At 72.7% G+C, this 20,375-nt stretch carries 14 protein-coding genes; 8 read left to right on the top strand and 6 right to left on the bottom strand.

The window, feature by feature from the left end; translation table 11 throughout:
• Nucleotides 1–10 precede the first annotated feature (10 nt).
• Nucleotides 11–1,417 (bottom strand): NCS2 family permease, encoded by a 1,407-nt coding sequence (locus ACIQV3_RS31690; RefSeq protein WP_403718131.1) that lies wholly within the window; start codon nucleotides 1,415–1,417, stop codon nucleotides 11–13.
• 136 nt (nucleotides 1,418–1,553) lie between these two features.
• On the opposite strand from ACIQV3_RS31690, the gene ACIQV3_RS31685 reads away from it, so the two are divergent.
• The 4 genes from ACIQV3_RS31685 (at nucleotide 1,554) to ACIQV3_RS31670 (ending at nucleotide 5,344) form a co-directional block, all read left to right on the top strand.
• Nucleotides 1,554–1,853: a DUF2530 domain-containing protein gene (locus ACIQV3_RS31685; protein ID WP_403718128.1), complete on the top strand. Its 300-nt coding sequence runs from the start codon at nucleotides 1,554–1,556 to the stop codon at nucleotides 1,851–1,853.
• A gap of 200 nt (nucleotides 1,854–2,053) precedes the next feature.
• Nucleotides 2,054–4,540, top strand: coding sequence for an HAD-IC family P-type ATPase (locus tag ACIQV3_RS31680; protein WP_403718126.1), 2,487 nt, complete (start codon nucleotides 2,054–2,056; stop codon nucleotides 4,538–4,540).
• 76 nt (nucleotides 4,541–4,616) lie between these two features.
• Complete coding sequence (locus tag ACIQV3_RS31675) at nucleotides 4,617–4,904, top strand: hypothetical protein (RefSeq protein WP_403718122.1); 288 nt, start codon at nucleotides 4,617–4,619, stop codon at nucleotides 4,902–4,904.
• The gene (locus tag ACIQV3_RS31670; RefSeq protein WP_403718120.1) at nucleotides 4,901–5,344 is read left to right on the top strand and encodes a hypothetical protein; all 444 of its coding nucleotides are present in this window, start codon (nucleotides 4,901–4,903) and stop codon (nucleotides 5,342–5,344) included. The genes ACIQV3_RS31675 and ACIQV3_RS31670 overlap by 4 nt, the downstream gene beginning before the upstream one ends.
• On the opposite strand, the gene ACIQV3_RS31665 is transcribed toward ACIQV3_RS31670, so the two are convergent.
• The gene (locus tag ACIQV3_RS31665; protein ID WP_403718118.1) at nucleotides 5,341–6,531 is read right to left on the bottom strand and encodes an MFS transporter; all 1,191 of its coding nucleotides are present in this window, start codon (nucleotides 6,529–6,531) and stop codon (nucleotides 5,341–5,343) included. The two genes, ACIQV3_RS31670 and ACIQV3_RS31665, sit on opposite strands and share 4 nt — an antisense overlap.
• An 87-nt stretch (nucleotides 6,532–6,618) precedes the next feature.
• On the opposite strand from ACIQV3_RS31665, the gene ACIQV3_RS31660 reads away from it, so the two are divergent.
• On the top strand, nucleotides 6,619–7,602 hold the full coding sequence (locus tag ACIQV3_RS31660) for a DUF5937 family protein (RefSeq protein ID WP_403718116.1): 984 nt from the start codon (nucleotides 6,619–6,621) through the stop codon (nucleotides 7,600–7,602).
• Between the two features lie 238 nt (nucleotides 7,603–7,840).
• Entirely contained in the window at nucleotides 7,841–9,841 is a 2,001-nt protein-coding gene (locus ACIQV3_RS31655; protein ID WP_403718215.1) for a transposase, read from the top strand.
• A 15-nt stretch (nucleotides 9,842–9,856) separates the two neighbouring features.
• On the opposite strand, the gene ACIQV3_RS31650 is transcribed toward ACIQV3_RS31655, so the two are convergent.
• On the bottom strand, nucleotides 9,857–13,072 hold the full coding sequence (locus ACIQV3_RS31650; protein ID WP_403718113.1) for a sacsin N-terminal ATP-binding-like domain-containing protein: 3,216 nt from the start codon (nucleotides 13,070–13,072) through the stop codon (nucleotides 9,857–9,859).
• A gap of 184 nt (nucleotides 13,073–13,256) precedes the next feature.
• On the opposite strand from ACIQV3_RS31650, the gene ACIQV3_RS31645 reads away from it, so the two are divergent.
• The gene (locus ACIQV3_RS31645) at nucleotides 13,257–13,841 is read left to right on the top strand and encodes a TerD family protein (RefSeq protein WP_403718111.1); all 585 of its coding nucleotides are present in this window, start codon (nucleotides 13,257–13,259) and stop codon (nucleotides 13,839–13,841) included.
• A gap of 58 nt (nucleotides 13,842–13,899) precedes the next feature.
• Here the strand turns inward: ACIQV3_RS31645 and ACIQV3_RS31640 are convergent, their stop codons facing one another.
• The 3 genes from ACIQV3_RS31640 to serC form a co-directional block, all read right to left on the bottom strand.
• Nucleotides 13,900–14,544, bottom strand: coding sequence for a class F sortase (locus ACIQV3_RS31640; RefSeq protein WP_403718109.1), 645 nt, complete (start codon nucleotides 14,542–14,544; stop codon nucleotides 13,900–13,902).
• A 2-nt stretch (nucleotides 14,545–14,546) separates the two neighbouring features.
• A complete protein-coding gene (locus ACIQV3_RS31635) occupies nucleotides 14,547–15,341 on the bottom strand; it encodes a hypothetical protein (protein WP_403718106.1) in 795 nt (264 codons plus the stop codon).
• A 457-nt stretch (nucleotides 15,342–15,798) separates the two neighbouring features.
• The gene (gene serC / locus ACIQV3_RS31630; RefSeq protein ID WP_389442518.1) at nucleotides 15,799–16,917 is read right to left on the bottom strand and encodes a phosphoserine transaminase; all 1,119 of its coding nucleotides are present in this window, start codon (nucleotides 16,915–16,917) and stop codon (nucleotides 15,799–15,801) included.
• Nucleotides 16,918–17,034: 117 nt separating this feature from the next.
• Here serC and ACIQV3_RS31625 point away from each other — a divergent pair, with 117 nt between their 5' ends.
• Nucleotides 17,035–20,265: an FAD-linked oxidase C-terminal domain-containing protein gene (locus ACIQV3_RS31625; RefSeq protein ID WP_403718101.1), complete on the top strand. Its 3,231-nt coding sequence runs from the start codon at nucleotides 17,035–17,037 to the stop codon at nucleotides 20,263–20,265.
• The last annotated feature ends 110 nt before the right edge of the window (nucleotides 20,266–20,375 follow it).

Raw genomic sequence — 20,375 nt, 5'->3', positions numbered from 1 at the left:
CGGGCCGGGGCTACGTGAGGCCCAGCGCCGGCATCGCGTAGTAGAAGACGAAGACCGCGGACACGACGTACATGGCCACCGGGACCTCGCGGCCCCGGCCGGTCGCCAGCCGCAGTACGGAGAAGGCCACGAAGCCGATGCCGATGCCGTTGGTGATCGAGTACGTGAACGGCATCATCACCATGGCCAGGAAGGCCGGGACGGCGATGGTGAAGTCGTTCCAGTCGATGTCCCTGACCGAGCCGGCCATGATCAGGAAGCCGACCGCGACGAGAGCGGGCGTGGCCGCCTGTGAAGGGACCATCGTGGCGAGCGGCGTGAGGAACAGCGACACGGTGAACAGGCCGCCGGTCACGATGTTCGCGAGGCCGGTCCTGGCCCCCTCGCCGACGCCCGCCGTGGACTCCACGAAGCAGGTGGTGGCCGAGGAGGAGGAGGCGCCGCCCGCGGCGACGGCCATGCCGTCGACGAACAGCACCCGGTTGATGCCGGGGAAGGAGCCGTCCGGCTTCGTCAGCTTCGCCTCGTCGCCGACGCCGAGGATGGTGCCCATGGCGTCGAAGAAGCAGGACAGCAGCACGGTGAAGACGAACAGGATGCCGGTCAGCATCCCGACCTTGCCGAAGCCGCCGAACAGGCTGACCTGACCGATCAGGCCGAAGTCGGGCGCGGCCAGCGGGTTGCCCGGCCACTCCGGGACGGTCAGGCCCCAGGCGGCGTCCGGGAGCTTGGCGATCAGCTGGATCAGCAGGGCGGCGACGGTCATGGCCACGATGGAGATCAGGATCGCGCCGGGGGTCTTGCGGATGATCAGGGTCAGCGTCAGCAGGACGCCCACCACGAAGATCAGGACGGGCCAGCCGTGCAGGTGGCCGTTGCTGCCGAGCTGGATCGGGACCGTGGTGTGCGCGAGGTCGGGGATGCGGGTGACGAAGCCCGAGTCGACCAGGCCGATCAGCAGGATGAACAGGCCGATGCCGATCGCGATGCCCTTGCGCAGGCCGAGCGGGACGGCGTTCATGACCCGCTCGCGCAGGCCGGTGGCGACCAGCAGCATCACCACGAAGCCGGCCAGGACCACCATGCCCATGGCGTCGGGCCAGCTCATGCGCGGGGCGAGCTGGAGGGCGACGACGGTGTTGACGCCGAGGCCGGCCGCCAGCGCGATCGGGACGTTGCCGATCACGCCCATCAGCAGGGTGGTGAAGGCCGCGGTCAGCACGGTGGCGGTGACCAGCTGGCCGCCGTCGAGCTGGTTGCCGTACATGTCCTTCGCGCTGCCCAGGATGATCGGGTTCAGCACGATGATGTAGGCCATCGCGAAGAAGGTGGCGAACCCGCCGCGGACCTCGCGGCCGATGGTCGAGCCGCGCTCGGAGATCTTGAAGTAGCGGTCCACGGGGGCCGTCGTGCTCATGGGGGTCCTGGTCCTCAGTGGTGGTTTCATACGACGAAAACGGGCCAAGCCCAAACCGTTTCAGTATGAACACATGAACGAAGGGCCGTCTATCTCCGCGCGTAGACCCTGAGTCGACCGGCCTAGACTTGCCCCCATGGCGAAATGGACTGCGACGCACGAGGCCCCCGAGCCCCTGGAGGGCCCGATCGTCGGCACCGTGACCGGCGGCACGATCATCTGGTTCGCCCTCTTCCTCTTCCAGCTCCCCTTCTACGGGTGGTTCGCCGACCGGGGCATGCTGTGGTGGGTCTGGACCTGCGCGGTCGGCGGGTTCCTCGGCCTGATCGGCCTCTGGTACGTCCGCGGCCGCGACGCGGCCCTCAAGCGCCACGCCCTTGAGCTGGCCGCCCGGAACGAAGACACCCAGGGGGGCCCGGCTCCCCAGGCGGGCTAGCCCGCCACATCCGGCCTCGCCAGCGGTTGAGGCGCGGGGGTCTCCTGGGGCGGAGCCCCTGGCAACGGTGCCGCACGTGCCCCGCGCGCCGCACCGGGTCGTGCGAAGGGGCTACCAGCGGGGGATTTGGCTCATCCTGAAGTCGGATCTTCATACCTGTCGGCGGGTGAACCGTTGGATCCCCCTTTACCGTCGAAACCATGACGGAGCGGGCACAGATCGAATCAGAGGGATCAGAGGGACCGGAGCCGGGCGTCAGCGCCGGCCCCGCACCCGCCGGGACCGCCATCGACGCGGGGGCCGAGCTCGATCCCGTCCACCCGGTCCGGCCACCCGCACCCCGGTTCAAGCCGGCCGGCCTGAGCACCGCCGAGGTCGCCGAGCGCGTCGCCCGCGGAGCCGTCAACGACGTGCCCGTCCGCAGCAGCCGCTCCACGTCCGAGATCGTCCGCGCCAACGTCTTCACCCGCTTCAACGCCATCATCGGCGTCCTCTGGGTGGTCATGTTCTTCGTCGCGCCGATCCAGGACAGCCTCTTCGGCTTCGTGATCATCGCGAACACCGGCATCGGCATCATCCAGGAGATGCGCGCCAAGAAGACCCTGGACAGCCTCGCCGTCATCGGCGAAGCCAAACCCAGCGTCCGCCGCGACGGCCGCACCGCCGAGATCTCCACCTCCGAGATCGTCCTCGACGACGTCATCGAGCTCGGTCCCGGCGACAAGGTCGTCGTCGACGGGCTCGTCGGCGAGGCCGACGGCCTGGAGATCGACGAATCCCTCCTCACCGGCGAGGCCGACCCGGTCCTGAAGAAGCCCGGCGACCCGGTCATGTCCGGGTCGTTCGTCGTCGCCGGCGGCGGCGCCTTCACCGCCACCAAGGTCGGCCGCGAGGCCTACGCCGCGCAGCTCGCCGAAGAGGCCTCCCGGTTCACGCTCGTCCACTCCGAGCTGCGCTCCGGCATCTCCACCATCCTCAAGTACGTCACCTGGATGATGGTCCCGACCTCCATCGGCCTGATCATCAGCCAGCTGATCGTCAAGGACAACAACCTCAAGGACGCCATCGCCCGCACCGTCGGCGGCATCGTCCCGATGATCCCCGAGGGCCTCGTCCTCCTCACCTCCGTCGCCTTCGCCATCGGCGTCATCCGGCTCGGCCGCAAGCAGTGCCTGGTGCAGGAGCTGCCCGCCATCGAGGGGCTCGCCCGCGTCGACGTGGTCTGCCTCGACAAGACCGGCACCCTCACCGAGGGCGGCATGGACGTCACCGAGTGCCGCCCGCTCGGCGGCGCGGACGCCGCGTACGTCAAGAAGGTGCTCGGCGCGCTCGGCGAGAGCGACCCGCGCCCCAACGCCAGCCTCCAGGCGATCATCGACGCCTACCCCGACAGCGCCGAGTGGCGCTGCACCGAATCGCTGCCCTTCTCCTCCGCCCGCAAGTACAGCGGCGCCAGCTTCAGCGAGGGCGACGGCGAGAACAACACCTGGCTGCTCGGCGCCCCCGACGTGCTGCTCCCGGCCGGGGACCCGGCCCTGGAGGAGATCAACGAGCTCAACGAGCAGGGCCTACGGGTCCTCCTGCTGGGCCGGGCCGCCCGCGAACTCGACGACCCGGCCGTGGCCACCGGGGTCAAGCCGACCGCCCTGGTCGTCCTCGAGCAGCGGCTGCGCCCCGACGCCGCCGACACCCTGCGGTACTTCGAGGACCAGGGCGTCAAGGCCAAGGTCATCTCCGGGGACAACGCCGTCTCGGTCGGCGCGGTCGCCGGGAAGCTGGGCCTGCCCGGCGCCGAGAGCACCGTCGATGCCCGGAAGCTCCCCACCGACCGGGGCGCCATGGCCGAGGTGCTCGACCAGAACGCCGTCTTCGGGCGGGTCACCCCGCAGCAGAAGCGCGACATGGTCGCCGCCCTCCAGTCCCGGGGCCACACGGTCGCGATGACCGGTGACGGGGTCAACGACGTGCTCGCGCTCAAGGACGCCGACATCGGCGTGAGCATGGGCTCCGGCTCGGAGGCCACCCGGGCCGTCGCGCAGATCGTGCTCCTCAACAACAGCTTCTCCACCCTGCCCTCGGTGGTCGCCGAGGGCCGCCGGGTCATCGGCAACATCACCCGCGTGGCCACCCTCTTCCTCACGAAGACCGTCTACTCGGTGCTGCTGGCCGTCCTGGTGGTCTGCTCCCAGGTCGAGTACCCGTTCCTGCCGCGCCACCTGACGCTGCTGTCCACGCTGACCATCGGCATCCCGGCCTTCTTCCTGGCGCTGGCGCCGAACAAGGAGCGGGCCAAGCCGCACTTCGTGAAACGCGTGATGCGGTACGCGATCCCGGGCGGGGTCATCGCCGCCGTCGCCTGCTTCGTCACCTACGTGATCGCCCGCCACCACTACTCCGGCCCCGACGCCCTCAAGGCGGAGACCAGCGCGGCGACGCTCGCACTGTTCCTGACCTCGATGTGGGTGCTGGCGATCATCGCCCGCCCGTACACCTGGTGGCGGGTCGGCCTGGTCGGCGCGATGGGCCTGGCGTTCCTGATCGTGCTCGTCGTGCCCTGGCTCCAGGAGTTCTTCCAGCTCAAGCTGGAGGGCGCCGTGATGCCGTGGACCGCCGTCGCCGTCGCCGCCGTCGCGGCCACCCTCATCGAGTTCACCTTCCGGTGGGTGGACCGCAGGTTCCCGGCTTAGGCCGGGGCCCGGCGTCGTTGGGGTTCACCCGTGAGGGGACTGGACGGGCGGTTTGCGAGGGCTTCATACTTGCTGTATGGCTACGAAGAAGATCACGATCACCGTGCCCGAGGAGCTTCTGGAGTCGATCCGCTCCCGGGTGGACGCGCGCGGTGTGTCGGCGTACATCACGGAAGCGGCGGCAGGCAGGGATGCGGTGGACAAGCTGGGTGAGCTGTCGGCCGGCCTTCAGGAGGAGTACGGCGCCCTGACCGACGAGGAACTCCGTGCCACGGACGAGTGGCTCGCTGAGATCGACGCCAAACACGATGCGCTGAGAGCCGGAGTAGAGGTGACCCACGACTCAGGACAGGCTGCGGCATGACGCCGCGGTCGAAGCCCGCGCCCGTTCATCGCCCGCGGCTGTTCGTTTTCGACTCCGAGGCGCTGTCCAAAGCGGTGCGCGGGGACCGGGCCATCGTCGGTCTGGTCAACAAGGCCTGGGATCGCAAGGTGCCGGTCGTCACCTCGGGGCTCACGACGCTGGAGGCATGGGATCCACGGCCGGGCAAGGCGCCCCGGCTCTGGGACTGGTCCCTGTCCCGCATCGAAGTGGTCCACGCGGATGACCCGGTCGTTGGCCTCGCTCGTGCACTCCTCACGGAGGCGGGGCTACACGGCCACAAGTACGCCATCGACGCTGTCCTTGCCGCCGTCGCGGTCGAGAAGTCGAGGCGAGGGGCACAGGTGACGGTGTTCACCTCGGACGTGGACGACCTGGGACGGCTCCTCTCGGGGCACCCTGTCGTGGTCGAGGCGGTCTAGGCCGCCAGGTCGAGGTCCCGCTCCGCACGCATCGCGATCCGGCCGCGCAGGCCCAGGATCGCCGCCGAGGCGAGGAGTCCCGCGACGAGGGCGCCCCACCACAGGACCGCCGGCCCGACCCCGGTGTACAGGGCCACGCCCAGGGTGAGGGCGGCGAAGCGGGCCGTGCCCCAGGTCCAGCTGAAGGCGCCCTGGTAGCGGCCGCGGGCGTCGGCCGGGGCCAGGTCGGCCACCAGTGAGGCCGCGATGCCGGCCACGGCCACCTCGCCGAGCGACCAGACGACCACCGAGACCACGTAGCCGGTGACGGAGTCCGCGACCCCGGTCAGCGCCACGCCGGCGGCGACCAGGGTGCTGCCCGCGGCCAGCACCGGCAGCTGCGGCAGTCCCGAGAGCCTGGTCGTCATGTACGGCTGCAGGGCCACCACCAGGACGGCGTTGACCGCCGCCAGGGCCCCGTACACGGCGGGCGAGAGGCCGCTGTCGCGGACGGCCAGCGGCAGCGCCACCTCGGTCAGCGAGTACACGAACAGCTGGATGCCGAGCAGCGGGAGCAGCAGCATCATCAGCCGGTCGCGCAGGACGACCCCGTAGCCCAGGCCCGAGGCCTTGGTCGGGGCGGTGCGGGCCGGTTCGCGCAGCCGGGTCGCGACCACGGCCGCGTAGAGGAGGGCCGAACCGGCGTCGACGGCGAAGAGCAGCCAGTACCCGTGCGCGGCGAGGAACCCGCCGAGGACGCCGGCGACGGCCGTACCGATGTTCACGCCCCAGTTGAACAGGGCGTACGCGCGCTGCCGCCATCCGGTGTCCACCGAGTCGGCGAGCAGCGCGAACGCGGCGGGCCCCACGGTGGCTCCGGCGGTGCTGAGCAGCAGCGCGGAGGCGGCCATCGTCCAGAGCCCCGGGGCCAGGAACAGGGCGCCCTGGGCGACGGCGGAGCCGATGAGCCCGATCAGCATGGTGGGGCGGCGGCCGATCCGGTCGGCGAGCAGTCCGCCGAGGGCCGGGCCGAGCAGGTGGCCGGCGCCCAGCGCGCCGAGCACGAAGGAGATGTCGGAGCCGGTGATGTCCCGGTCGGCGAGGAGGAAGACGAGGAAGGGGGTGACGAGGTAGCCGAGCCGGTTGACGACCGTACCGGCGAAGAGGGTCCAGACGAGGGGCGGGAGTCCGCGGAAGGAGGAGGGCATGAGAGGAGCCTGCGGGGGGACGGCCGTGGGTCCTATTGATTAAGGTGGGGCCGAATCCAACGGGCGGCGACGGGGGTACGCGGAACCATGGAATACGAACTGAGCTTCTCGGCGGCCGATCTGGCGCAGACCCGCTTCGCGGTGTCCCCGATGTGGGAGGTCGTCACCAGCTTCCGGCTGCTGCACGCGGAGACCGATCCGCCGCTGCACCGCCGCTGGGCCGCCCAGGTGCGGCCCCGGCTGCTGAGCGCGGGCCTGGACCGGGGCTGGCTCGCCGCGCTGATCCCGGGCGGCGGCTACCTCGCGGACTTCCTCAACCCGACCCCGGCCGGCCCCTTCCCGGAGCTCGACGCCGAGCTGGCGGCCATCCGCGCGAGCAGCCCGCAGAACGTGCGCGCCGACCTGGCGACGATCGAGGTGAAATACGGGCCGGCGGTGCGCCTGAGGCTGCTCCACGAGGACCCCGAAGCCGTACTGGAGAAGGTCACCGACGAGATCCGGACCTACTGGGAACTCGCGCTCGCGCCCTACTGGCCACGGATCCGCCAGCTCCTCGAAGCCGACGTGTTCCACCGGGCCCGGCAGGTCGCCGAGCACGGCTCCGCCCACGTCCTCAACGAGCTCCACTCCACCGTGACCTGGGACTCGGGCACCCTGCGCATGGTCCGCCGGGCCTGCGCGCTGACCCGCGCCCAGACCGGCCCCGGACTGCTGCTGGTGCCCTCCGCCTTCGCCTGGCCCCGGGTCCTGACCCGCTCGGTGGCCCCCGATCCGCTCCAACTGGCCTACCCGGCGCGGGGGATCGGCACGCTCTGGGAGCCCCGCGCCACCAAGGCCACCGACGCGGTGGCCGCCGTACTGGGCCGCTCCCGGACCCTGCTGCTCGCCGAGCTCGACACCCCGGCCTCCACCACCCAACTGGCCCGCCACAGCGGCCTGTCCGCCGCCGCCGTCTCCCAGCACCTCACGGCGCTGCGCGACGCGGGCCTGGTCACCGGCCACCGCGCCGGCCGTTCGGTGCTGTACGCCCGAACGGCCATCGCGGACGCGCTGCTCACGCCGGTGGGGTGACGGGGCGACCGGCGGCCGGGTGAGGCCGACGTAGATCGCGGTCGGGATGTCGGCACGGCTGCTGTTGAGGTGGCAGGCGTGCTGGACGGTCACCTTGAGTCGCGCCGTCACCCCGGTCGCGCATGCGTGCGAGACGTCGCGAGTAGTGATGAACGTGTGCGTGATTCGCCTGTTTGTCCGAAGCACCCTCTAAGTTGGGGATGTGGAGCCGGGGTCATGCTGAAGGGGGGTGACGGCGATGCGGGCTGCCCAGACACGGAAGTTCCGGGGGAAGAACAAGGCCCCGAAGTGGACCAAGCCCAACGCCGGGTTGGTGTCGGTGATGGTGCTGCCGCTGGCTGTCACCGACCCCGCCGACCTCGGTCGGCTGAACGGCTTGTTCGGCGCAATGTGGTCGATCAAGAGGGCCGTCCAGCGGGATGCCCGCGCCAAGGTCGATGCCTACTGGGCTGCGCACCGGGAGCGAGAGCGTGACGGGGCGAAGGCGGTACGGCAGCGCCTCGGCCTGTCTCGTGAGGGCTTGGAGCGCTGCGCCTACAAGCACTTGGAAAACTCAGGGCACTTGAAGCACCACGCCTCCAAGGCCCTGGCGATGCACATCGCCGATGAGGTGTGGAGCGGCGTCTCGCGCCATCTGTTTCCCGACGTGACGGGCCACCGGTTTGGCCGGCCAAAGGTCGGCAACTGGCACGACTTCACTCGGATTCCGGGCCGTGCCCGCTCGCACACAACCGAGAACAAGTGGGAGACGTTCCGTCTGGTCGGCACCCTTCACGGCCACGCCCTGGCCTACCCCGACGGCGGCTGGCACTCGCTGATGCAGCCGCGCCGCATGCCGAAGCCGACGTTGCCAGACGACAAGGTACCCACGGGCAAGGTCACCGCCTCGGGTAAGCCGGGGATGCGAAAGGCGAACTGGTGGGACTACAACAGCCCCCTCGCCCTGATCTTCGCCGGAGGCCCCGAGGGAAAGCGCGGTGACCTCGTGCTCCCTGTCCGCATCCCGCAGGGCGCGGGCCAGTGGGCGCGGGTTGAGTACTTCCTGTCCAACCCGCTGGCCTGGCACAAGGTCGATCTCGTGCGGCGCCGGAAGGCGTCCGCGCCGGGCGGCTGGGTGTACGAGGCGCACGTGATGGTGCTCGGCCCCGGATACACCGCCCCGGCTGTACGAGAAATGCGCGACCGCGCCGCCCAGCTCGACCGGATCGGCGGGGTGGACGGCAACGTCTCCAACCTGTCGATCGCCTCGTTCCCCGCCGCGCTCGACGGCGGCACGCCCGAGTCCACCGAGGTCACGCTGACCGACGCCGAGCGTGCCCGGCTGGAGAAGGAGGCGAAGACGCGGCGGGGTCGAGCCAGGGCGCTGGAGCGCTCCCGTAGAGCGATGAACGCCGCGCAGTACGGGCTGTCGAAGAAGCAGGCCCGCTGCGCAGCTCGGCGGGCAGAGAAGGGCCTTCCGCCCAAGACCGTCATGGTGCCCGGTGGTGCCCGAGCTTCCCGGTCCGATGGAATGCCGAGGCAGGCGTTCCGGCGTGACCGGCTATCCGCCAACTACCGGCAGCAGCGCGCCCGCCAGGCCGAACGCGCCGCCAGCATCGCCGAACACCGCCGCCACCGTGCCCGCTTCGTGGCGCGGGAGATCATCGCCGCCCACGGACCCGTACTGGTCGTGGAGGACTGCGACATCCGCACCTGGTATCGGCTCTGGGGTAAGCGCCTGTCCCAGACCACGCCGGGCATGCTGATCTCCGCGCTCAAGGTGGAGTGCGAGGCCGCTGGCGGCAGGCTCGTCCGGGCCTCCACCTGGTCCACAGCCCTGTCACAGCACTGCCTGTGCGGCGAGCGTGTAAACAAGACCCTCCGTGACCGCGAGCACAGGTGCACTGCCTGCGGCCTGGTTGGCAAGCGCGACCTCGTGTCCGCAGCCCTCGCCGCGTTCGTCCGCTTCACCAGCGTGGACGACCCCAAGACCGCGTTCCTGGACACCATCGCATCCAGGAACGCACAGATCACCTACGCACAAGCGCTGGAAGAAGCGCTGCGGGAGTCAACCACACCGAGCCCGAAACCCGCTTGCGGGTCGGGTCGCGTGGCAGTCCCACGGCAACACCGTGAGACCTCTGCTCCCCGAACCGCCGGACAGCGGAACCGAGCAACCCCGGATGAGTCACGACCTCGTGGCCACGCCGGAAAGCCCGGTCCCCGCACCGCGTGCAGTCCACAGCTCACCCTTTGTTGAATTGCGGATCAAGTCTTAGTCGAACCAGCGGTCCCGGGCCAGTTCCGCCGTCCGCGACGGGTCCTCCAGCAGGGCCGCCACCTCGAAGCGGCGCGGCCACTGGCCCGCCGCCCAGGCGAGGGCCGCCGCGACGCCCTCCAGGGTGGAGGCGTGCAGGGTGCCGTCCGGGGTGCGGCGCCAGTCGAGCTCGATGCCGCCCGCCAGGAGTTCCTCGTGCTCCACGTAGCTCTTGGGGGTGGCCGGGCCCAGGAGCTGGTGCACCGGTTCGGGGACCTCGTGCTCCTCGCCCTCGGTGGTGACCTCCGCCGGGACCGTCTCCGAGAGGCGCCGGACCTGGAACAGCTCCGCCAGGTCGGCGGCCCGGGACGGGGCGACCGGGAGGAGCGGGAGTCCCGCCGTCAGGGGGAGCAGGTCCGGGGCGTCCGCGATCAGCGCCTCGGCCGCGTCGACCACGACCACCTCGCCGTCCACGACCGCGCGCAGCTCGTCGGGCAGGGTGACCTGCTCGGGGTCCAGCTCGGCCAGCGCGCCGTACAGGCCGTGCAGTTGGCGGCCGTCGACCTCCCGGTCCGGGTCGGCGAGGCGGCCGAGCAGCTCGGCGGCGCCGCCCGGCTCCTCCAGCAGGGCGGGCACGGTGGTGCGTACGCCCAGCGCCCGCAGGACCTGCTCGTCCTCGAAGCCGGTGGCGTCCGCCGGGGTATAGAGGCCCGCCAGCAGCGGGTCGCCGCCCGCCGAGCGCAGCCCGGCCGGCCGTCGGCCGTCCAGGACCGGGTGGTCGCGCAGCCACCAGGCGGTGTACGAGCGTACGGACCGGGTGGTGCCGTCCGGGAGCAGGACCCGCACGGGCTGGGTCAGGGCGTCCCGGAAGGGCGGCCGCGCCAGCATGGCCAGGGCCTGGGGCCAGCAGTCGTCGTCGACCAGGTCGAGGTCCCGTACGGCGACCAGCTCGGTGGCGACCGGCGGCACGGGCGTGTCGGGGAGCTGGTCCAGGAGGTCCTCGCACCACACGTCGACGGCGTCGAGCAGACCGGCGTCGTCGGGCTCGGCGAAGTCCCCGTCGCGGGGCTCCAGTTCGTCGGGGTCCAGGACCACGTCGGTGGCGCGGACCAGCTGGAAGGCGGCGAGGACGCCCACGGCGGTGAGGGTCCGCTCGTCCCAGCGCTCGACCAACTCGGCGTCCACGTACGGGATCTCGTCCTCGCGGACCACCGAGGCCAGCGGGGAGCCGGGCAGCAGCAGCTCCCCGGCCGGGGTCGGTTCGCCGTCCTCGTCGGGCAGGGCGAGCGCGCCCAGCCACGGCTCGTCGCCGGGGGAGAGCTCGGCGCCCTGGACCAGGCCCAGCACGATGTCGGCGAGTTCCTCGGGGTCCAGGGCGTCCTCGTCCCAGATCTCCCCGGAGTCCAGGGAAGCCGCGACGGCCGCCCGCACCTGCGGGGTCGTCAGGACGGCGCGCGGGCTCGCCGGGAGCGCGCCGAGCTTCTCCAGCAGCGGGTGCACCGCGTCGGGGTGGGCCACCTTCAGGCCCAGCCGCGCCAGGCTCTCAGGAGTACCCGACCGCGGGGCGTCCGCGCCGGGCAGCAGCAGGTGCCGGGGCCCGATCGCGGTGCGGCCGTCGGCCAGCGGCACGGGGAGGCCGGAGAGCCGGTCGGGGTCGACCCCGGCGAGACTGTCGTAGAGCCGGTACCACCACTCCGGGGTCCGCTCGATGCCGGCGATCCGCTCGATGGCCTCGCCCAGCGGCAGCCGGCCCACGCCCAGGGTGCGCAGTTCGGGGCGGCGTTCCAGCCCGGCCGGGAGCAGGGTCGGCAGCACCTCCGCGAGCACCCGTACGGTGTCGGCTCCCGCACCCTCCACCACCTCCGCCTCGAAGGGGCGCAGGGCGGCACGCTCCTCGGGCTCCCCCTCGGCCGGCGCTTCGGCGGGGGCGGCGGGCGCGAGGAAGGCGGTACGGGGCAGGCGCGCGATGACGGCGGCGCGCAGGGCCCCGTCGAGCTCGCCCTTGCCGAGCGGGCCGGGTACGAGGTCCACGAGCGCGGTGCTCACCGGGTCCCAGGAGCCGAGCAGTTCGGCGTACGCGTCGGCCGCGCGCTCCACGAGGAAGTCGGTCAGCGGCCCCGGCGCGGGGTGCCGGCGGGTGGTGTCCAGCGGCAGGGTCGCGATGAGCAGCGCGGGGATGCCGAGCGGTTCGTCGGTCGGGGTCGGCGCGTGCACCACCGCGGCGGTCACGGGGCGGACCGGGGCCCCTTCGGCGTCGACGGGCACGGACCAGGACACCGCCCAGACGGGCCGCAGCCGTTCCTCGACGGGCCGGTCGGCGAGCAGCGCCTTCTCGATGGGGCCGGAGTGGCGCACGGTGCGCCAGCGCCTGCGGCCGGACGCGGTGTCCGGGGCGTCCGCGGCTTCCGAGGCGTCCGGGGCATCCGCGGCGGAGTCGGTGATGACGGTGTACGGGCCTTCGACGCGGCGGGTCAGCGTCCGCACGCCCCCGGCTGTGCCCATCGACGGTGTCTCGATGACGATCTCGGCGAGCCCCGGCAGGGTCAGCAGCAGGGCGTCGTCCACGGCGGCGAGCAGCCGCCCGGCCAGCTCCTCGGCGGCGGCGTCGCGCAGCGGGAGGACCACGACGGTGTCGTACCCCTCGGGCGCGGTTCCCTCGGCGGGCAGCGGGAGCCGCAGCAGCGGGACGTGGCCGTCGCGGCGGCGCAGCTCCTCGCCGAGTCCGGAGCTGCCGACGGCGGCGCCCCGGGCCAGCTCGCGGGCCTCGGCCAGGGACCAGCGCACGCCGCCGTGCCGGCCCAGGACGGCGGGCTCGTCGGAGACGGCCAGGACGGCGGCGAAGCCGACGCCGAAGCGGCCTACGCTGCCGGAGGAGTCGTCGCGCTTGGCGGAGGCGCGCAGCGTGGACAGCGACTCCACGCCGGTGGCGTCCAGCGGGGAGCCGGTGTTGGAGACGGCGAGCAGCGCGTGCCCGCCGGGCTGGTCGGTGCCCGCGTGCAGGGTGAGCCGCAGCCGGCCGGGAACCCCGGCGCGGGCGGCCGCGTCGGCGGCGTTCTGCGCGAGCTCGACGACGAGCCGGTCGCGGTATCCGCCGAGCGCCAGGTCCTCCTCGGCGTTGGCGTCCTCGCGGAAGCGGGCCGGGCCCGCGCCCCAGGCGTCGAGCACCCCGCGCCGCAGCCGGGCCGTGCCGAAGGGGTCCACGCCGTCCTGGGCCGCCGTCACTCGCACGCTCACGCTGCTGCCTCCAAGCTGCACTGCGGTGTACGGCGCCGTACCGCGTACCGCGCCGTACGGCATCCGCGGAACACCGGATGCCGAGGCCCCGAAGGTATCGCGTACGCCGAGCGGGTCCGCAAACGAACCGGCTTCAGGCAGACTGCAGGAGTCGGTATCGCACTGCTATTTGTGAGGATTGCGCATGATCACGCTCACCAAGGAAGACGGCCCCGCGGACCTGGGCGGCGTAACCCACCTGTCCATCGGGGCCTCGTGGGACCCCACCGTCGGCAGCAGCGGCGGCCTGTTGGGCAAGCTCAAGCGGAAGGTCGGGACCGACCTGGACCTGATCGCGATCGCGATGCAGGGCGCGGACCCGGTGCGCCTCGCGGGCCTCGACTCGCTGGACCCCATGGGCAACGGCTCGCTGCTGCACAGCGGGGACAACCAGACCGGGCACGGCGAGGGCGACGACGAGACGGTGACCGTCGAGTTCGCCCGGGTACCGGGCAACGTCACGTCCATCGTCTTCGTCGCCGCCGCGTACAAGAAGGGCAGTTCCTTCCAGAGCGCCCGCAACATCAGCTTCAAGGTGTACGACGGCACGGGCGGCAGCACCCAGCAGGTCGCCGACATCTGGCCGAGCCTGCTCGGCAGCGACAACGGCTGCGCCGTGGCCAAGGCGGTCCGGGACGGGGCGGGCTGGAAGCTGCACGTCATCAACGAGACCGGGAAGATCAAGCCGGGCGACGAGCAGGCCCTGATGCGTTTCGCCGTCGCGAAGTAGGGCGCCGGGCCCCGGACCCGGCCGGGCCCCGGACCCGGCCGGGCCCCGGACCCGGGGGCTACGCCTTGCCCACGAGGTGCGCGAACACCACCACGTTGGCGTCCCAGTGGCGGTCCTTGGTGAGGTCGCCGCCGCAGGTGATGACGCGGAGTTCGGCCTTGCCGTGGGTGTCGCCGTAGACCTTGTCGGTGGGGAACCGGTCCTTCTTGAAGGTGTCGACCTCGTCCACGGCGAAGACGGCGGTGGAGCCGTCGTCGCGGTGGACCTCGATCTTCTCGTCCTTCTTCAGCTTCTTGAGGTTGTAGAAGACGGCCTCGGGCGCCTGGGGGGTGTCCATGTGCCCGACGATGGCGGCCGCGCCCTTCTCCCCGGGGGTCGGGCCCTCCTTGTACCAGGCCGCGTTCTTGGGCTTGGCGAAGTCGGGCTCCTGCATGACGCCCTGGGCGTCGAGTCCGACGGTGTCCAGCGGGGCGTCGACCTTGATGTCCGGGATCACGATGCGGTCCGGGACGGACGCGCTCAGCACCGACGCGGTCTTGGCGTCGGCCGGGTTGTTCTTGACCGCGCCGGCGCCGGAGTCGCCGCCGGAGCCGCAGGAAGTGATCAGGAAGGCCGTGAGGCCGGCGGCGCCCGCCAGGGCGGCCACGCGCAGTGCGCGGCCGCCCCGGCGGGGGGCGCGGTCAGTGGTGGACTGCTCGGACATGGTTACGCGACGTCCGAGGGGACCCAGCCGAGCGGGGCCTGGCCGGTGTTCACGGAACCCTTGGGGGTCTTGTGGTGGCTCGGGTCGACCGGGGTGGGCTTCGGCTTCGGGGTGACCGGGCCGGTGGCGTCCGTGGAGAACTTGACGGTGTCGAACTGCTTGCCGCCCGCGTACGCGCCGACGCCGTAGTAGCCGGACTTGACGTCCTTGGCGACGACCGCCGTACCGGTCCAGGTGCCCTTGCCGTTGCTCTTCAGGTTGACCTGGCCGCCGAAGGCGTCGGACTTGATGAAGGCGCTCTTCTCGTTCGGCGCCGTCTTGATGGTGACCTGGATCTTCTCGCCCGGCTTGCCGCTGTCCTTGGACAGGCTCACCGTGGGGGTGGTCGGGGCCGGCGGCGGGGTGGGCTTGCCGTCCTTGACCGTGAGCTGCGCGGTGGCCTGGATCTTCTTGCCGTCGGGGCCCGTGCCGGTGAGGGAGACCCCGTAGGAGCCGTCGGCGACCTTGGCGATCGTGGCGGTGGCGCCGCGCCCGTCGGTCATCTTGACGTCGTTCAGGGCCTTGGAGGAGATGGACAGGTTCGTCGAACCGTCCGGGACCTCCATCGACATCTGGAGGGAGTCGCCCGGCTTGCCGGAGGAGACCGCCAGCTTCAGGGCCACCGCGTCGGTCTTCGTGTCGGGGCTGGAGCTGCTGTGCGCGGTCGGGGTGGAGTCGGCCGCGAACGCGGCGGTGGGGACGGCCAGGGCCATAGACGAGGCGAGGGCGATCGCCGAGAAGGTAAGTGCCTTGCGCATGGGGTTCCTCCTGAACGGGCCGGGGTTCGTTCCCGGCACACCAGACATGAGGGACATCCTGGGGTGGTTGGTTGCGCCCCTCCGAGGGGCCGGAACGGCCCCCTGCCGAAGGTCCCGCCGGATAAACCCGCAGGCGGGGAGGCTGCTTGGGATCTTCCGTTTGCGGCATCTTTGCCCCGATTTTTGGGACCAAAGTCCCGGGGTCGAGGGGCGGGTGGCGGGCCGCGGCCTTCAGGACTCGTTCAGGACCCGTTCAGGGCTGCCTCAGGGCTGGCTCGGGCCCGGCTCGGGCCCGGCTCGGGGCTGGCTCGGGCCCGCCTCAGGCCCGGCTCGGGCCCGGCTCGGGCCCGGCTCGGGCCCGGCGCCGGACCTCTTCGGCGGGGGTCCGGACAACGCGGAGCCCCCGGTGACGAGGCGTCACCGGGGGCTCCGGAGCGTGTCGGACGGGGGAGACCGGTCAGAGGGCTTCGATCACGAAGTCCACGCACGCCGTGAGCGCCTGCACGTCCGCCGGGTCGATCGCCGGGAACATCGCGATGCGGAGCTGGTTGCGGCCGAGCTTGCGGTAGGGCTCGGTGTCCACGATGCCGTTGGCGCGCAGCACCTTGGCGACCGCAGCCGCGTCGATGTCGTCCGAGAAGTCGATCGTGCCGATGACGGCCGAGCGCTTGGCGGAGTCCGCGACGAACGGGCTGGCGTACTTCGACGCCTCGGCCCAGCCGTACAGGTGGGCCGCGCTGGCCGACGTACGGCCGGTCGTGAACTCCAGACCGCCCTGGCTGTTCATCCACTCCAGCTGCTGGTCCAGCAGGAAGAGGGTGGAGAGCGCCGGGGTGTTGTACGTCTGGTTCTTCAGCGAGTTGTCGATCGCCGTCGGCAGCGAGAAGAACTCCGGGATGTGCCGGCCGGAGGCGTGCACGCGGGCCGCGCGCTCCAGGGCCGCCGGCGAGAACGCCGCCAGCCACAGGCCGCCGTCGGAGGCGAAGGACTTCTGCGGGGCGAAGTAGTAGACGTCGGTCTCGGTGATGTCCACCGGCAGACCGCCGGCGCCCGAGGTCGCGTCCACCAGGACGAGTGAACCCGCGTCGGCGCCCGCGACGCGCTTGATCGGCGCCGCGACACCCGTCGAGGTCTCGTTGTGGGTGTACGCGTACACGTCCACGCCCGCCTCGGCCACCGGGTCCGGGTGGGTGCCCGGGTCGGAGGAGATCACCGTCGGCGCGTCCAGCCACGGCGCGGACTTCGCGGCGCTGGCGAACTTGGAGGAGAACTCACCGAAGGTGAGGTGCTGCGACTTCCGCTCGATGAGACCGGCGGTCGCGATGTCCCAGAAGGCGGTGGAGCCGCCGTTGCCCAGGATCACCTCGTAGCCCTCGGGGAGGGAGAAGAGGTCCCGGAGGCCCTGGCGCACCGATCCGACCAGGTTCTTGACCGGAGCCTGGCGGTGGGAGGTGCCGATCAGGGAGGTACCGGTGGCGGCGAGGGCGTCCAGCGCCTCGGTCCGCACCTTGGAGGGGCCCGCGCCGAAGCGTCCGTCGGCGGGCTTGATGTCAGCGGGAATCTGGATCTCGGCCACGGGCCGAGCGTATCGGGTCCGGGTCCACGCCTTGGAGCCGCGTCCACCCGATGAGACGACGCGGACGGATGCGAGCCGGTCGGGAGACGGGCGGCGGGCGGTGGCAGGCTGTCCGCCGTGACCTCACCCGGTGAACTCGAGCGGACCCTGCGGAAGAACCTGCGCGGGGAGGTCGACTTCGGCGCCGCCGCCCGGGCCCTGACGACGATGGACGCCTCGAACTACCGCCGGGTCCCGGTCGGGGTGGTCGCGCCGCGCGACGCCGAGGACGTGGCCGCCGCGCTCGGGGTGTGTGCCGGGGCCGGGGTCCCGGTCGTCCCGCGCGGGGGCGGCACCTCCATCGCGGGCCAGGCGACGGGCGTCGGTGTCGTCCTGGACCTCACCCGCCACATGCACGCCCTCGTCTCCCTGGACCCGGCCGCCCGCACCGCCGTGGTCCAGCCCGGCCTGGTCCTCGACCGGCTGCGGGACGCGGCCCGCCCGCACGGGCTGACCTTCGGGCCGGACCCCTCCACGCACTCCCGGTGCACGCTCGGCGGGATGATCGGCAACAACGCCTGCGGGGCCCACTCCGTGGCCTGGGGAACCACCGCCGACAACGTCGCCGAGCTGGCGGTGACGTCGTACGGCGGCTCCCCGTACCGGCTCGGCACCGGCTGGCAGGGCGCGCCCGAGGGGCTGCGGGAGCTGGTGTCGGGGAACCTGGCCGTCCTGCGCACCGGCATGGCGGGCGGCCCGGCCGACGGCTTCTCGCGGCGGATCTCCGGTTACGGGGGCCTGGACGCGCTGCTCCCCGAGCGGGGCACCGGGGTGGCCCGGGCGTTCTGCGGGAGCGAGGGCACGCTCGGCGTGGTCACCGAGGCTGTCGTACGGCTCGTCGAACTGCCCGCCGCACCGGCGCTGGCCGTCCTCGGGTACGCCGACGAGAGCGCGGCGGCGCAGGCCGCGGCGGGGCTGCTCGGGTACCGGCCGCTGACCGTGGAGGGCATGGCCGCCGACCTGGTCGGCCCGGCCGCCTCTGGACTCCCCCGCGGCGGGGCATGGCTGTTCGTGGAGATGCGCGACGAGGGCGCCGCCCGGGCCGTGCTGCGGGCCTCCGACGCGGTGGACGGCCTGCTGCTCACCGACCCGGCGGCGCAGCGGGCCCTGTGGCGGATCCGCGAGGACGCGGCGGGCACCGCGACCCTGATGCCCGACGGGACGATGGCCTGGCCGGGCTGGGAGGACTGCGCGGTACCGCCCGCCCGGCTCGGCGCCTACCTGCGGGAATTCCGGGCCCTGCTGGCGGAGCACGGGCTGCGCGGATCCCCGTACGGCCACTTCGGCGAGGGCTGCGTGCACGTGCGGATCGACTTCGACCTGGCGTCGCCGCCCGGCGTGGCCCGCTTCCGGGCCTTCTCCTCGGACCTCGCCGACCTGGTGGTCGCGCACGGGGGCTCCCTGTCCGGGGAGCACGGGGACGGGCAGGCGCGGGCGGAGCTGCTGCCGCGGATGTACGGGCCCGCGGTGATCGACCTCTTCGCGTCCTACAAGCGGGTCTGGGACCCGGCGGGCGGCATGAACCCCGGGATCCTGGTCCGCCCGGCCCGCCTCGACGAGAACCTCCGCTTCGCGGTGCTGCCGCCCTCCGGGTTCGCGGGGGAGGTGGCGCGGTGCGTGGGCGTCGCGAAATGCCGGTCGACGGAGGTCGGGGGGCCGGGGGTGATGTGCCCGTCGTACCGGGCCACGGGCGAGGAACGCCACTCCACGCGGGGGCGGGCGCGGCTGCTGCACGAGATGCTGGCGGGGGAGATCATCCGGGACGGATGGCGTTCGGCGGAGGTCGCCGAGGCGCTGGACCTCTGCCTCGGCTGCAAGGGCTGCCGCAGCGACTGCCCGGTGGGGGTCGACATGGCCTCCTACAAGGCGGAGTTCCTCCACCACCACTGGGCGGGCCGGCTGCGCCCGCTCTCCCACTACGCCCTGGGCGGGCTGCCGGCTCTGCTCCGCCTGCTCACCACCCTGCGGCTGGCCCGCCCGCTGAACCTGGTGTCCCGCTTCCTCCGCGTCCCCGGCCTGGAACGGTCCCGGCCCCTGCCCCGGCTGGCCCGGACCCCCTTCACCCGCGGGTGGCGCGCTGCGGTCCGCTCCGCGGGGCCGGGTCCCCTACCCGCCCTTCGCCCGTTCCCCGGGCTCCGTCCGGACCCCTTGCCGGGTGCGGCGCCGTTGCCGGGGGCCGGCCCCCGGACCCCCGCTCCTCAAACGCCGGAGGGGCTGGATAGGCGGCAAGACCCAGCCTCGCCGGCGTTTGAGGCGCGGGTTCTGGGGCGGAGCCCCAGGGGGTCCGGGGCGCAGCCCCGGGGAACGGTGGAAGGGCGGGTAGGGGACGGCCGCCCGCAGGGCGCGCCCGGGGCCGGGGCTGCGCCCGACTCCGGGGCTGCGCCCGGGGCCGGGGCTGTGCCCGAGTCCGGGGCTGCGCCCGACTCCGGGGCTGCGCCCGACTCCGGGGCTGTGCCCGAGTCCGGGGCTGCGCCCGGGGCCGGGGCTGCGCCCGGGGCCGGGGCTGCGCCCGGGGCCGACTGCGGGTCCGGGGCCGACTCCGGGGCCGGGACTGTGGACGGGGCGCCCGGGGCCGGGACCGTCGTGACGGTGTGGCCGGACACGTTCACGGAGTACCTCGCTCCCGAGGCCGGCCACGCCGCCGTGCGGGTGCTGAGGGCCGCGGGCTTGGAGACCGTGGTCCCGGCGGGCCGCGTCTGCTGCGGGCTGACCTACATCTCCACCGGCCGCCTGGACGCCGCCCGCAGGGTCCTGCGCCGCACCCTGGACGCCGTGGGCGACCCGCGGGGGCGGCCCGTCACCGTCCTCGAACCGAGCTGCGCGGCAGCGCTCCGCACCGATCTGCCCGCCCTGCTCCCGGAGGACCCCCGCGCACCCCGTCTCGCAGCGGCCGTCCGAACCTTCGCCGAGACCCTGGAGGAGTACGCCCCCCACTGGCAGCCGCCCCGCCTCGACCGGCCGGTCGCCGGCCAGACCCACTGCCACCAGCACGCCGTCCTCGGCGACGGCCCCGACCGCCGGCTGCGCGAGCGCGCGGGGCTGACGGGCGGGCTCAGCGGCGGCTGCTGCGGTCTCGCGGGCAACTTCGGCTTCGAGCCCGGCCACCACGGGGTCTCCGTGGCCTGTGCCGAGGAGCAGCTCCTGCCGTCGCTGCGGGCGGCCGCTCCGGGTACGGAGGTACTGGCGGACGGGTTCTCCTGCCGGACCCAGATCGCGCAGCTGGCCGGCGGCCGGGCCCGCCACTTGGCGGAAGTCCTGGCGGAGGGCTTGGAGCAGGGCCTGCCGGAACCGGACGTACACAAGATGTAAGGCAAAACACGGCTGCACGCTCCTTACCGACCCCTTAATCTGGATAAATGCCCGCACCCTCCTCACCCACGAGCACCGCCACGAGCACCGCCACGAGCGCCGCCACGCCC

Origin of the sequence: Streptomyces sp. NPDC099050, assembly GCF_044759865.1 — a bacterium.
GTDB lineage: Bacteria > Actinomycetota > Actinomycetes > Streptomycetales > Streptomycetaceae > Streptomyces.
The sequence above is the reverse complement of the archived record's forward strand: the minus strand, read 5'-3'. Positions and strand labels throughout refer to the sequence as shown.

Excerpts from the sequence above, each read along its gene's own strand:
- ACIQV3_RS31690 (WP_403718131.1), bottom strand. The coding sequence starts at position 1,417 with ATGAGCACGACGGCCCCCGTGGACCGCTACTTCAAGATCTCCGAGCGC.
- ACIQV3_RS31685 (WP_403718128.1), top strand. The coding sequence starts at position 1,554 with ATGGCGAAATGGACTGCGACGCACGAGGCCCCCGAGCCCCTGGAGGGC.
- ACIQV3_RS31680 (WP_403718126.1), top strand. The coding sequence starts at position 2,054 with ATGACGGAGCGGGCACAGATCGAATCAGAGGGATCAGAGGGACCGGAG.
- ACIQV3_RS31675 (WP_403718122.1), top strand. The coding sequence starts at position 4,617 with ATGGCTACGAAGAAGATCACGATCACCGTGCCCGAGGAGCTTCTGGAG.
- ACIQV3_RS31670 (WP_403718120.1), top strand. The coding sequence starts at position 4,901 with ATGACGCCGCGGTCGAAGCCCGCGCCCGTTCATCGCCCGCGGCTGTTC.
- ACIQV3_RS31665 (WP_403718118.1), bottom strand. The coding sequence starts at position 6,531 with ATGCCCTCCTCCTTCCGCGGACTCCCGCCCCTCGTCTGGACCCTCTTC.
- ACIQV3_RS31660 (WP_403718116.1), top strand. The coding sequence starts at position 6,619 with ATGGAATACGAACTGAGCTTCTCGGCGGCCGATCTGGCGCAGACCCGC.
- ACIQV3_RS31655 (WP_403718215.1), top strand. The coding sequence starts at position 7,841 with ATGCGGGCTGCCCAGACACGGAAGTTCCGGGGGAAGAACAAGGCCCCG.
- ACIQV3_RS31645 (WP_403718111.1), top strand. The coding sequence starts at position 13,257 with ATGATCACGCTCACCAAGGAAGACGGCCCCGCGGACCTGGGCGGCGTA.
- ACIQV3_RS31640 (WP_403718109.1), bottom strand. The coding sequence starts at position 14,544 with ATGTCCGAGCAGTCCACCACTGACCGCGCCCCCCGCCGGGGCGGCCGC.
- ACIQV3_RS31635 (WP_403718106.1), bottom strand. The coding sequence starts at position 15,341 with ATGCGCAAGGCACTTACCTTCTCGGCGATCGCCCTCGCCTCGTCTATG.